The 13242-nt window shown below is 64.4% G+C and carries 9 protein-coding genes; 5 read left to right on the top strand and 4 right to left on the bottom strand.

What is annotated here, in order from left to right; translation table 11 throughout:
• Window position 1 precedes the first annotated feature (1 nt).
• The 3 genes from DWV00_RS07620 to DWV00_RS07610 all read left to right on the top strand — a co-directional run bounded on the left by DWV00_RS07620 (window position 2) and on the right by DWV00_RS07610 (window position 4262).
• On the top strand, window positions 2-1783 hold the full coding sequence (locus DWV00_RS07620; RefSeq protein ID WP_115532968.1) for an ABC transporter permease subunit: 1782 nt from the start codon (window positions 2-4) through the stop codon (window positions 1781-1783).
• 27 nt (window positions 1784-1810) lie between these two features.
• Window positions 1811-3352, top strand: a complete 1542-nt coding sequence (locus tag DWV00_RS07615) for an AMP-binding protein (protein ID WP_115532967.1) — start codon at window positions 1811-1813, stop codon at window positions 3350-3352.
• A 70-nt stretch (window positions 3353-3422) separates the two neighbouring features.
• A complete protein-coding gene (locus DWV00_RS07610) occupies window positions 3423-4262 on the top strand; it encodes an IclR family transcriptional regulator (protein WP_115533061.1) in 840 nt (279 codons plus the stop codon).
• 70 nt (window positions 4263-4332) lie between these two features.
• Here DWV00_RS07610 and kdgR read toward each other — a convergent pair whose 3' ends face one another.
• The 3 genes from kdgR to kduI are packed head-to-tail and all read right to left on the bottom strand — an operon-like array spanning window position 4333 to window position 6896.
• Window positions 4333-5190 carry a DNA-binding transcriptional regulator KdgR gene (gene kdgR, locus DWV00_RS07605; RefSeq protein WP_115533060.1) on the bottom strand — a complete coding sequence of 286 codons (858 nt, stop codon included), beginning with the start codon at window positions 5188-5190 and terminating at the stop codon, window positions 4333-4335.
• Between the two features lie 58 nt (window positions 5191-5248).
• Window positions 5249-6055, bottom strand: a complete 807-nt coding sequence (kduD, locus tag DWV00_RS07600) for a 2-dehydro-3-deoxy-D-gluconate 5-dehydrogenase KduD (protein ID WP_115532966.1) — start codon at window positions 6053-6055, stop codon at window positions 5249-5251.
• Between the two features lie 4 nt (window positions 6056-6059).
• Window positions 6060-6896 (bottom strand): 5-dehydro-4-deoxy-D-glucuronate isomerase, encoded by an 837-nt coding sequence (gene kduI, locus DWV00_RS07595; protein WP_115532965.1) that lies wholly within the window; start codon window positions 6894-6896, stop codon window positions 6060-6062.
• A gap of 281 nt (window positions 6897-7177) precedes the next feature.
• Between kduI and kdgT the strand changes: the two genes are divergently transcribed.
• Window positions 7178-8173 (top strand): 2-keto-3-deoxygluconate transporter, encoded by a 996-nt coding sequence (gene kdgT / locus DWV00_RS07590; RefSeq protein ID WP_115532964.1) that lies wholly within the window; start codon window positions 7178-7180, stop codon window positions 8171-8173.
• On the opposite strand, the gene DWV00_RS07585 is transcribed toward kdgT, so the two are convergent.
• Window positions 8167-12300, bottom strand: coding sequence for a bifunctional nitrate reductase/sulfite reductase flavoprotein subunit alpha (locus tag DWV00_RS07585; protein WP_245964770.1), 4134 nt, complete (start codon window positions 12298-12300; stop codon window positions 8167-8169). The two genes, kdgT and DWV00_RS07585, sit on opposite strands and share 7 nt — an antisense overlap.
• Here DWV00_RS07585 and DWV00_RS07580 point away from each other — a divergent pair.
• Entirely contained in the window at window positions 12244-13188 is a 945-nt protein-coding gene (locus tag DWV00_RS07580) for a hypothetical protein (RefSeq protein WP_245964769.1), read from the top strand. The two genes, DWV00_RS07585 and DWV00_RS07580, sit on opposite strands and share 57 nt — an antisense overlap.
• Window positions 13189-13242 lie beyond the last annotated feature (54 nt).

Genomic DNA, 13242 nt, shown 5'->3' with positions numbered 1-13242 from the left:
CATGACGATCGCTTTGTCCGCGCGCCGAGAGAGCCAAACCGCTCAGCGCGGCCGGCCCAACTGGCTCGCGCGAGCCGTGCAGTTCCTGCCGATCGTGCCGGCGCTGCTGTTCCTGCTCGCTTTCTTCATCGTGCCCGTCGGCGACATCCTGCAAGGCGGGCTCGTCGACGCGGACGGACACTTCGGCTTCGCGCAGTTCGTTCGCATCGCACATACGCCCGTCTATGCGAAGGTGCTCTGGATCACGTTCGCCATCTCGTTTTTGACGGCGGCGCTGTCGATCCTGCTCGGCTATCCGGTGGCCTACATGCTGAGCCGAATGTCGGCGCGCGTGCGCGAGCGCTGGCTCTTGTGGATCATGCTGCCGTTTTGGACCAGCTACATCGTCAAGACCTATGCGTGGATGCTGCTGCTTTCTAAAACGGGCGTGCTCTCCACCATCGCGCTTTCGCTCGGTCTCGTGCACGAGACGAACGGCGTGATTCCGTCGCTCACGGGCGTGCTGATCGGCATGGTGCATTCGATGCTGCCGCTCGCCGTGATGACGATGCTTCCCGTCATGCGCGGCATCGACGATCGCCTCGCGCAAGCGGCCGAAACGCTCGGGGCGGCGCGCAGCACGAGCTTCTTTACCGTGTTCCTGCCGCTGTCTTCGCCGGGTGTCGCGGCGGCCGGGCTGCTCGTGTTCATCACGAGCCTGGGGTTCTTTATCGTGCCCTCGCTGCTCGGTTCGCCGAAAGAATCGATGATCGCGCAGCTCGTGATCTCGTCCGTCCTCGAATTGTTCGACATGCATTTCGCCGGCGCGCTCTCGACCGTGCTGCTCTGCTGCTCGATCGTGATCTTCCTTGTCTACGACCGCATGGTGGGCCTGAGTTCGCTGACCGGGGAGCCGACCGAGCGTTCCCGCGGCTCACGGGCGCAAGGCCTCAAGCTCGCCGTGCTGATGGCGGCCGGCCGCTTCTTCGCGCCGCTCATGATGCGCCGCAACGCGCAAAGCGGGCCCGCCGCCCGCGCGGCGAGCCCGCTGGGCCTGTACACGATCGTCATCCTGGTGGTGCTCGTGGCGCCCGTGCTTTCGGTGATTCCATACGCGTTCACGAAGGCCGAGTTCATCGCATTTCCGCCGCATCTGTTCAGCCTGAAATGGTTCGGCAGGTTCATGACGTCGCCGGTTTGGCGCAGCGCCGTCATCCGCTCGTTCGAAGTCGGCTTAGGCACCGCGCTGCTGTCGCTCGCGCTCGGCTTCGGTGCGACGCTGACGATGACGCGCATGTCCGCCCGTGCCAGCAAGCCCGTGTTCGCGCTGCTGGTCGCCCCGCTCATCGTGCCGCGCATCGTCGTGGCGGTCGGCCTGCTCTATCTCTTCAGCCGATTCGGGCTCACGGGCACCAATCTCGGCCTCGTGATCGGCCACACCGTGCTTGCGATTCCTTACGTAGTCGTGACGCTCGCCGCCGGCTTCCAGCGCTTCGACTGGCGTCTGGACGATGCCGCGCGCGTGATGGGCGCGTCGCCGCTGCGGCGCATCACGTCGATCGTGCTGCCGCTGCTGATGGCGAGCGTCACCGCCGCATTCCTGTTCGCGTTCCTCGTTTCGTTCGACGACCTGACCATCGCGATCTTCGTGAGCGGCGGCATCAATTCGACCCTGCCGAAGCAGATGTGGGACGACATCCAGCTCGCGATCACGCCGACGCTCGCTGCCGTTTCGACCACGCTCGTCATCATGATCGCCCTCGTCGTCGCGTTTTCCTCCTGGCTCAAGCGCCGCGCGCGCTAAACCCCAAGCTTATCGATCGACTCGACCATGCATCGTCATACAGATTATTTCCCCCAACGCCACCTGGACGACAAACTCGACTGCGTCCCGCTCATCGCGGCGGGATTGCGCCATACGCCCGCGCGGACGGTCGCGCAGTTCGACGATCGGGCGATCACGTGCCGCGATGTCGCGCGGCATATCGCCCAGTTTCAGCGTTGGTTCGCGCTGCATGGGCTCCAGCCCGGCGATCGCGTCGCCGTGATGCTTCAAAACAGTCCCGAGCACATTCATCTGATCTACGCGCTGGTCGCGAGCGGCCTCGTCTGGGTGCCGGTGAATACGAAGCTGCGCGCGGCGGGCCTCGAATACGTGTTGCAGCACGCACAGCCGAAGCTTTTCATCACGGACGACGAATCCGCCGGATTCGCCGCGCAGATCGAATGCGTCGAGTCGCGGCAGGTGCGCCTGCCGCGACTCGACGAGGGCGACACGAACGAGGCGTTCAAGACACCCGAAATCGGCGTGCACGATACGCTGTGCATCATCTACACGTCGGGCACGACCGGCGCGCCGAAGGGCGTCGTCTTCACGCACCGCATGATGCGTATCGCCAGCGAAGCGGCGATGCGCGTGGCCGACGTACGAGCCGGCGACCGGCTTTTCATGTGGGAGCCGCTGTGCCACATCGGCGGCGCGCAGATGCTGCTGCTGCCGTTTCTGGAAACGGTGACGCTGCATGCGGTGCCGCGTTTCTCGGCATCGCACTTCTGGCCGCAGATCGAGCGCTCGGGCGCGACTCAGTTGCACTACCTCGGTGGCGTGCTCGATATCCTCATGCAGTTGCCTCAAGCCGAGCAGCCGCAAGCCCATACGCTACGCGTGGCGTGGGGCGCGGGCGTCAGCGCGGCCGCCTGGGAGCCGATCCAGACGCGGCTCAAGGTACGCCTGCGCGAGTGCTACGGGATGACGGAGTGCTCGAGCTTCGCGACAGTTAACGTCACCGGCAAGCCGGGATCGATCGGCCGCGCGCTGCCGTGGATCGATCTCGAACTGCTCGATGAAAGCGGGCAGCCGGTCAAGGACGGCGACCCAGGCGAAATCGTGCTGTCGAGCAAGGTGGAAGGCACGCTGCTGCCGGCCTATCTGAACAATCCCGAGGCGACGAACGCCGCATTGCGCAACGGAAAGCTGCACACGGGCGACTTCGCGCGGCGCGACGCCGACGGCGATCTGTTTTTCATCGGCCGGCGCACGGACAGCATGCGCGTGCGCGGCGAGAACGTGTCGGCGTGGGAAATCGAGCGTGTTTTCGCGGGCCACCCCGCGATTCTCGCGAGCGCTGCGATCGGCGTCGCCTCGTCGATCGGCGAACAGGACGTCTTGCTCAACGTTCAGTTCAAAGATGAGCCTGTGGATTGGGAGACCTTGCATGCCTGGGCGCGCGAGCGCCTCGCGAGCTTTCAATTGCCGCGCTATTACAAGGCGGTTGACCGCTTCGAGCTGACGGCCAGCGAGCGCATCAAGAAACATCTGCTGTCGCGCAGCCTTGACGACGCCCGGGACATGCTCGAAGCCATTCGAGGCTAATTATCGCTAGCCGGGAATCTCTTACGGGCATGCGATAATTCGCCGCAAACAAATGAAAGACGAAAACGTCATGAGCGAGCCCAAAACCGCGCGCAAGCGCGCGAGCCGTATCGAGGTACCGGCCGCCGAAGCGGCCGATCCGAGCGCATCCTCTCTTTACGTGCAGTCCGTCGAAAAGGCGATGAAGGTCCTCACCGCGTTCGACGGCAGCAAGCGCCAGCTATCGCTCTCCGAGATCGCGATGCTCACGGGCTTCGACATGAGCGCGACGCAGCGCTTCACCTATACGCTCGCCACGCTCGGCTATCTCTTCAAGGATCCGGACAGCCGCAAATACGAACTGTCGCCGCGGCTGCTGGACTTCACTTACCACTACCTCACGTCGAACGAACTCGTGAGCCGAGCAACGCCCTATTTGCAGCAATTAGGCTCGGAAACCGAAGAGGCGACCAATCTCACGGTGCTGGACGATACGGATATCGTCTTCGTGCTGCGCATCGTGAGCCGCAACGTGTTCAATGCGCACGTGATTACCGGCTCGCGCCTGCCCGCATACTGCACGGCGCCGGGGCTCGCGATTCTCGCGACGCTCCCCGACGGTGAAATCGACGACATCCTCTCGCGCACGAATCTCGTCCCTTACACGGCAGCGACCGTGTACCAGCCGCGCAAGATCAAGGAACGCATCGTGCAGATCCGCAAACAGGGTTACGCCCATGCGGAAGACGAATATTTCGTGAGCGACATTTCCACGGCGGCGGCGATCACGAACGCCCACGGCCGGGGCATCGGCGCGGTGAACATCGCGGTGGCCCGATCGCGATGGCATGCCGATCGCGACGAGAAGCGCTTCGCGGACCTCGTCATTTCGACGGCTTCGGCGATTTCCTCGCGGCGTCGCGTGGAATAGCGCCGGCAGAACCGCGGCGTTTGCCGCGAGCGTCGGCAAGCACGAGGCGACAATTGCGGTAGCGTGTTCGTCACTCGGCCACGCTTGAACCATGGCCGAGTTTCGCGGAAATCGCGCGCCCCGCCGCCGTCAGCAACGCCACGTAATGCGCCTTCGTATCGGCGCCGCAGCGCATCGTCGGAAACGAAATCGACAATCCCGCGATCACGCGATCGAACCGGTCGAACACCGGCACCGCGAGACACCGCAGGCCATCCTCCTGCTCTTCGTTGTCCTCGCCGTATCCCTGCTGCCGCACGTGCGGCAGGATGCTCATCACCGCATCCGCGGACGAGAGCGTCTTCGCCGTCGACTTCTTGAACGTGACGCCGGCGAGCACCGCGCGCGCCTCCTCAGGCGGCATCCAGGCGAGCAGCACCTTGCCGATCGCCGTGCTGTACAGCGGATTGCGGCGGCCGATCCGCGACTGCATGCGCAGCCCGTAATCGGCATCGATCTTATGGATGTAGATGATCGCGTCCTCGTCGAACGCGCCAAGATGGACGGCTTCGCGCGTCAGTTGCCCGATGCGGCGCATCTCGAGATCGGCCTCGCGCACGAGGTCGACGCTCTCCAGCGCCTTGCTCCCGAGTTCGAACAGCCGGATCGTCAGCCGGTAACGGTCGGTCTCGCCTTCCTGCGCAACGTAACCGAGCGTCTTGAGCGTTTGCAGGAAGCGATGGACCGTCGTCTTCGACATGCCGATCTGCTGCGACAACTCGCTGATGCCGATCTCGCGGCGATCACCGAGCGCCGCGAGAATCGCGAACACTCTCCCGACGGCCGCGACCGAATCGCCCTTCTCACCGGCGCCGGCCCCGGCCGACGAATCGGCCGCCGGCTCCGTGTCCTGCTGATCGGGCTTGCGCTGCCTGGGTGTTGCTTTCATTTCCGTGAATCCGTGAGAGGCGAATCGGCAAGCATAACGCGTCCGCCGCGCCGCGGGATCAACGCGCGAGCCAGCCGCCGTCGACAGCCAGCGTGTGGCCGTGCACATAGTTCGACGCGCGCGATGCGAGGAACAGGGCCGCACCCGCGAGATCGTCGGGCACGCCCCACCGGCCGGCCGGGATGCGGCCGAGGATTTCGTCGCTGCGCCGGCTGTCCTCGCGCAGTTGTGCGGTATTGTCGGTCTCCATGTAGCCGGGCGCGATCGCGTTCACGTTGATGCCGCGCGCGGCCCATTCGTTCGCCAGCAGGCGGGTCAGTCCCAGCACGCCGCTTTTCGACGCGGTATACGAGGGCACACGAATCCCGCCCTGGAACGACAGCATCGATGCGACGTTCACGATCTTGCCGCCACCGCCCTGCCTTACCATCTGCCGGGCGACGGCCTGAGACAAGAAGAACACGCTCTTCAGATTCACGTCGATGACGGCGTCCCAGTCCGCCTCGGTGAAATCCAGCGCATCGCAGCGCCGGATCGTGCCCGCGTTGTTGACGAGGATGTCGACGTGACCGAACGCGTCGACGGCGCCGGCAACGAGCCGCTCGACCGGCTCGAGCGTCGATAGGTCCGCTTGCACTTCGACGAAGCGCCGCCCGGCCGCTTCGACGCGCGCCGATGTCGCGGCCGAATCCGAACGGTTTCCGCCGACGATGTCGCAGCCCGCCGAAGCCAGCGCGACGGCCATCGCGGCACCCAGCCCGGTATTGCAGCCCGTGACGATCGCCACCTTGCCGGTCAGATCGAACAGGCCGGCAAGCGCGGATCGAGCGTCGGCTGCAGGAAGATTGGGGGTGTCGCGTTTCATGATGTCAGCGCAGATCGGCAACGGCGACGTGATCCATGTCCTTGAACACCTGATTCTCGCCGACCATCCCCCAGATGAACGTATAGGCCTTCGTGCCGACGCCCGAATGAATCGACCAGCTCGGCGAGATCACCGCTTGTTCGTTGTGCACGACCAGGTGGCGCGTCTCGCGCGGTTCGCCGAGCATGTGGAATACCGCTGCGTCATCGGAGAGGTTGAAGTAGAAATACACCTCCATCCGCCGCTCGTGCGTATGGCACGGCATCGTGTTCCAGAGACTGCCCGGCTCGAGCTTCGTCATCCCCATCGAGAGCTGGCACGTGGGCAGCACGTCGGGCACGATGAACTTGTAGATCGTGCGGCGGTTGCTCGTTTCCGCGGCGCCGAGCGTTTCGGGCGAGGCTTGCGCGAGGGTGATCGTGCGCGTCGGATACGCGGTGTGCGCGGGGGCGCAGTTCAGGTAGAACTTTGCCGGATGGGCTTGATCGTCGCTGCCGAACACGACGCCCTGCTCGCCTTGACCGATGTAGATTGCCTCTTCCGTGCCCACCGCGTGACGCCGCCCGCCTGCTTCCACCCAGCCGGGCCCGCCGATGTTGATCGCGCCCAGTTCGCGCCGTTCGAGCAGATGGCTCACACCCATCGCGGCGCCGAGCGACGCGGGCACCTCGACCGGCCGCGTTGCGGGCGATGCGCCGCCTACGATGATGCGGTCGATATGGCTATAGGTGAGCGACAACGCATCCGGCGCGAACACGTTCTCCACCAGGAAATGCCGGCGCAGGCCGTCCGTGTCGAGCGTTTTCGCGTGTTCGCTGTGTATGCCTTGCCGCACTTGCATGCCGTGTTCTCCATGTGATTGAGCCGAACGCGCGGCATCCGCGCCGCCGACTGCCTGCCCGTGGGCAAAGTCCGAGATCCTAATATATGGAACATCGGTCCGAATTATTAGCCAGACGCACGCCCATCCGCCAACGATCGCCAATCGAATCCCTTTTATTCACAGGGTATACGACTAGCTCAAGCTCGTACAATTTCGGAACGCTGTTCCATTTTTTGTGACTATAATCCATCGGCACTCATCATTCAACAACGGGACGCGTCGACGTCCACGGAGGAGACGTGAAGCTGAAACAGGCTATCGACCGCATTCCGGGCGGACTCATGCTGGTTCCGATGCTGCTCGGTGCGTGCGTGCATACGTTCGCGCCCAACGCCGGGAAGTACTTCGGTTCGTTCACCAACGGCCTGATCGCGGGCACGGTACCGATCCTCGCCGTGTGGTTCTTCTGCATGGGCGCGACGATCAACCTGCGCGCGACGGGCGTCGTGCTGCGCAAATCGGGCACGCTCGTCGTCACGAAGTTCGTGGTCGCGTGGATCGCGACGGTGATCGCCGCACACTTCATCCCCGGCGACGGCATCAAGACGGGGCTCTTCGCCGGGCTATCGGTGCTCGCGATCACGGCGTCGATGGACATGACCAACGGCGGCCTCTACGCGGCCGTGATGCAGCAGTACGGCAGCAAGGAGGAAGCCGGGGCGTTCGTGCTGATGTCGATCGAATCGGGGCCGCTCGTCAGCATGATGATTCTCGGCGCGGCCGGCGTCGCCGTATTCGAGCCTCGCCTCTTCGCCGGCGCCGTGCTGCCGTTCCTGATCGGCTTCGCGCTCGGCAATCTCGATGCGGATCTGCGCGAGCTGTTCGGGCGCTGCGTGGTGCCGCTCATCCCGTTCTTCGGCTTCGCGCTCGGCAACGGCATCGACCTGCACGTGATAGCGAAAAGCGACTTGCCGGGCACCGTCCTCGGGCTCGCCGTGATCGTCGTCACGGGCGTGCCGCTGATCTTCGCGGATAAGTTTCTAGGGGGCGGCAATGGAGCGGCGGGACTCGCCGCGTCGTCGACGGCCGGCGCCGCGGTCGCGAATCCGGCGATCATCGGCGAGATGATTCCCCAGTTCAAGCCGATGGTGCCGGCGGCAACGGCAATCGTCGCGACCGCGTGCCTCGTCACGGCGATTCTCGTGCCGATACTCACGGCGATGTGGGCACGGCGGGCAATGCGCGCGGGTGGCGGCGATCAGCGCGTTTCTATGAGCCTGCCCGAAGCTCAATAAACATCGCGAACGTATCGCTTGTCTCGCGTCAGCGAGGAGACGTAGTCGGCCGCCTTGTCATCGGTCATGCCGCCATGCCGCGCGACGACGGATCGCAGCGCGGCGTCGACATCCTTGGCCATGCGGCTCGCGTCGCCGCACACGTAGAAACTGGCCCCATCCTGCAGCCATGCCCACAACTCGGCACCCTGCTCGCGCATGCGATCCTGCACGTAGATCTTGTCCTGCTGATCGCGAGAAAACGCGACATCCAGCCGGCTCAACAGTCCGCTGTTGTGCATACCCTCGAGCTCGTCGCGATAGTAGAAGTCGGTCGCCGCACGCTGCTCGCCGAAGAAAAGCCAGTTGCGGCCTGTGTCGCCGCGCGCCCGGCGCTCGTGCAGGAAGCCGCGAAACGGCGCGACGCCGGTGCCCGGGCCGACCATGATCATCGGTGTATCGCCGCTGCGCGGCGGACGGAAGTGCGTGCTCTTCTGCACGAATACAGGCACCGGCGCGTCGTCAGCACGATCGGCCAGAAACGTCGACGCCACGCCCTTGCGATCGCGACGGCCGTTGCTGTAGCGCACCGCCGCCACGGTCAGGTGGACCTCGCCCGCGTGCGCCTTGGGGCTCGACGAAATCGAGTACAAACGCGGCTGGAGGCGCTTGAGCATGCCGAGCAATTCGGGAGCGGACAGCGCGACCGGATACTCGTGAAGGATGTCGGTCAGCTGCTGGCCCCAGAGCCATTGTTTGAGTTCGGCCTTGTGGTCCTCGCCAAGCAAATTCTTAAGTCCGGTCCCGCTCGCCCGCGCTGCGATGAAGGTCAAGGCTTCCGCGCTCGGCCGCGCGATTTCGAAGTGCCGGGCCAATGCGTCGGCGAGCCGCATGTCGCCTATACCGGCCACGCTCACCGCTGCTTCCGCCTTCAATCCCGTCAGCCCGAGCAGTTCGTCAACGAGTTCGGGACAGTTGGTCGGCCACACGCCCAGCGCGTCGCCGGCTTCATATTCGAGGCTGGCGTCGCCGCTCGCGAGCGAGAACGAGCGGGTGTCTTTCGACGCCCCGCTCCGATTCAGACGGACGTTGCTCACGAGTTTCGACGGCGCCGGCCGTGCCTTCGTGGCCGCGCAGCCCGGCAGCACTTCGGGAATCGCGCCCTCGGCGGATACCGCGTGCTGCGCGGCATCGTCCGCCTTGATACAGGCGACGGTCCGATCGAGCCAGCTGTCGGCGGACGGCTGAAACTCGGTGTCGCAATCCGTGCGCTCCGTCAGGCGGACCGCGCCCAGTTCCAACATGCGCTGATCGACATTGGAACCGTGCCCGCAAAACGGGTCGTAGTTGCGGTCGCCGAAAGCCAGCACCGCGTAGCGAACGGAGTCGAGACGCGGTGCACTTGCCGATTTGAGCGACGCCCAAAATTCCTGGCCATTGTCGGGCGGATCGCCGTCGCCGAAGGTGCTCGTCATCAGCAGCACGTATTGCGCTTTCGGCAGGTTCGCGATCGCGTAATCGCCCATGCACGCTGTGCGAATCTCGAAGCCGGCCTCCATCAACTGCATGGCGTAGCGCTCGACGAGCGACTCGACGTTGCCGGTCTGGGAAGCCCATAGGAGCGTGACCTTCGGGCGTGTATGCACGATCTGCACGCCGGCCGCTTTTTCTTGCGCGAGCGCGGGCATGTCCGACGCTGCAGGTGCGGCCCCGCCGGGCACCTCGCTGCGGCTGAACGTACCGGCAAGCAATCCGTCGACCCACATGCGGGTTGTCGCCCCAAACGGCGCGCTCGCCGGTAGCACGGGTATGCCGCGCGCGGTCTGCATCGAGGTGCGCAGGCCGCTGATGAAGCCGGCCAGATAGACACGTTCGGCGTCGGTTATCGGGGGCGCGGCGAGTTCGCCCAGGCCGAGAATCGCGCTGAGCGCGTCGATACGGGACATATCGGATTCCTGCGTGAAGAGGGAGGTAGTCACGTCCGAGACGGACCGATGATGCGACGGTGCCGCATCCTGAATGAGGTCCTGCGGGAGCGAATGGGATTCAACCGCGGCTGTGCTGAGCGCGACCGCGCAGAACTTGAGTTCCGGCTGCTGGGAAATCCGATCGACCGCGTCGCTCGTGACCGCGTTGATGCAAAGCTCCTCGCCGAACACGTCGTTCCAGTGCATCGGGGCAAAGCAGTTGCCGGGGCGGACGCGGTCGGTGACCACCGCGGGCAGCACGGCCCGGCCGCGGCGCGAGCGGATTTCGACACGGTCTTTTTCCGCTATGCCGAGCGTTGTCGCATCCTCGGGATGGATCTCGACGAATGGCGCGGGATTCAGCTTGTTCAGCATCGCAACCTTGCCGGTCTTCGTCATCGTGTGCCACTGATGCTGCAGCCGGCCCGTATTGAGCACAATGGGAAACAACGGGTCGGGCATTTCCGCGGGATCGGCGTGGGGCCGCGCGAAGAACACACCCTTGCCGTGCGGCGTGGCGAACACGATGCGCGGGCGGCTGCCGTCGGCGTGCTCCTTCAAGGCCTGGCTCACCCCGTCGTTCAAATAGCGGATCGGGTTCCGGTCGCGTAGCGGGCCGGGCGCGCAGGGCCACTGCAGCGGCGTCTCGCGCAGCTTCCGATGGCTTGCCCCGCGCAGGTCGTAGCCGGTCTTCGGATTCGCGAAGCGCGTGATCTCGTCGAATACTTCTTCGGCCGACGCATAGCTGAACGCATCGGCGAATCCCATCGCGCAAGCCACCCGCGCAATGATCTGCCAGTCGGGCAGCGCTTCGCCCGGCGGGTCGATGGCCTTTTGCATCAACGTCATGTTGCGCTCGGAGTTGATCATCACCCCTTCGGCTTCGGCCCAGAGCGCGCCGGGCAACAGGATGTCGGCGTACCGGTTCGTTTCCGTATCGAGGAACGCGTCCTGCGTGATGACGAGCTCCGCCGCACTGAGCCCCGTCACGACGGTCTGCCGGTTGGCGACGGTAGCAACAGGATTGGTGCAAACGATCCAGCATGCCTTGATATCGCCCGCCGCCATGCGCGAGAACATATCGATCGTGCCGCCGCCGACGGAGGTTTTCAGCCTCCCGCTCGGTACCTTCCATACGTCTTCGACAAACCGGCGATCCGCGTCGACAAGCACCGAGCGCTGGCCCGGCAAGCCGGGCCCCATGTAGCCCATTTCGCGGCCGCCCATCGCGTTGGGCTGTCCCGTCAACGAGAACGGTCCGCTGCCGGGACGGCAGATCTTGCCCGTCGCCAGATGCAGGTTGCAGATCGCGTTCGTGTTCCAGGTGCCGTGCGTGCTCTGGTTGAGCCCCATCGTCCAGCAGCTCATCCATTCGGGAGCCTCGCCGATCCATTGCGCCGCGCGGCGGATGTCGTCCTCGGCGATGCCGGTGATCTCCGATACCTTGGCCGGCGTGTAGTCGTCGAGGAAGGCGGGCATGTCGTCCCAGCCTTCGGTGTAGTGCGAGATGAAATCGGCATCGGTCTGGCCGTTCGCATGCAACAGGTGCAGCAAACCGTTGAGCAGCGCGAGATCGGTGCCGGGTCGAATCTGCATGAACAGATGCGCCTTGTCGGCGGTCGCGTTGCGCCGAGGGTCCACGACGATCAGCTTCGCACCTGCCTTTACGCGTTCCATCATGCGCAGGAACAAAATCGGATGGCAGTCCGCCATGTTCGCGCCGATGACGAAGAACAGATTGGCTTTGTCGAAGTCTTGATACGAACCTGGGGGCCCGTCGGCGCCGAGCGAAAGCTTGTAGCCGCTTCCGGCGCTTGCCATGCATAGGCGCGAATTCGATTCGATGTTGTTGGTGCCGACGTAGCCTTTGGCGAGCTTGTTGATCAGGTACTGCGCCTCGATCGACATCTGCCCGGAGACGTAGAACGACAGCGCATCGGGGCCATGAGCGTCGAGTATCGACCGCAGCCGGCGCGCGGTTTCGTCGATTGCCTGCGCGATCGGCATCGGCACAGGATCGGCGTCGCGCCGGTGGCGTAGGAATGCGTGCTCGAGCCGGCCCGACTTGCGTAGCGCAACGTGGGCCGACGATCCCTTCGTGCAGAGTCGGCCGAAGTTGCTTGGATGATCCTTATTGCCGGAGATCTTGACGACCTGCTCGTTCTCGACGTGCAGCGTCATGCCACAGCCCACGCCGCAGTATGGGCACACGGTATCGACGGTTTTGATCGTCACGCATTGATCTCGGCTGTGGGGACCGCCGGGCATAAGCGAATTCCGGGCCAGCCGGTCAATTCGATACTTGCGTCGACGAAATCAAGGAATCAGCGGCTTCGATCGTGGTGGATTAGCGACGTGCGTGGCCATTTTCAGGCAAAGCCGCACGCGCATGGTGCGCCGCAGCACCCAATGCGTGCGGCGACGGTGCACCCGGAATCCACCAGCCGGCGGCCTTCACCGCGTCGTTGTATTCTGCTGTATATTTCGACGATTGAACGATGCAGCAATGAAACCAATGGCGGAGAAGGTGCAATGGAACATTCAGCGCAATGGGCGTTCGACATCGGCATGCTGCACGACGAAATATCCGCGGGCGTCGTCCCGTTGCGGCGGCGAGCCGGGCATCAACGCATCGAACTGATCGGCGAGGTGGTCGACGCATTCGTACGGCTGCGGGGCAGCGTGCTTCGCTTCGTTGCGATGCTTTCGGGTGGAGAGCCGAAAGACGGCGTCGGCGGCGCGCCCGATTCGCAGCGCTTCGACCAACTGCTCTCATCGCTCGCCATTCACGCCGAGCGTGCGAAGCTTCGCCGCCTGGGGGAGCTAAAGCGGTTCATCCGGTATGCCGCGCTTGCGGAAGCCCATCGCGACATCATTTTTTCAGAGTCGCCCGTCGCCGATGAAGCTGCGCTTCGTGACGTAGCGGACGCGCTGGAGCATTTGGATACGATGCTGGTCGGACTTTGCGTCGACCATATGCTCGCGTGCGGCACACGGACGGCATTGCCTCCGTTTATGCGCAGCGATCGGCAAGGCTCGGCCATCGAAGAGACGTTGATCGCTCATTGATCGAGGCTTTCTTTAATGCCTCGCGCGGCATCAATACGGACCGCCTAGAAGCCG

Origin of the sequence: Trinickia dinghuensis (assembly GCF_003367175.1) — a bacterium.
GTDB classification, from domain to species: domain Bacteria; phylum Pseudomonadota; class Gammaproteobacteria; order Burkholderiales; family Burkholderiaceae; genus Trinickia; species Trinickia dinghuensis.
Note: the sequence above shows the minus strand (reverse complement) of the source record. Positions and strands in the feature narration are given on the sequence as shown.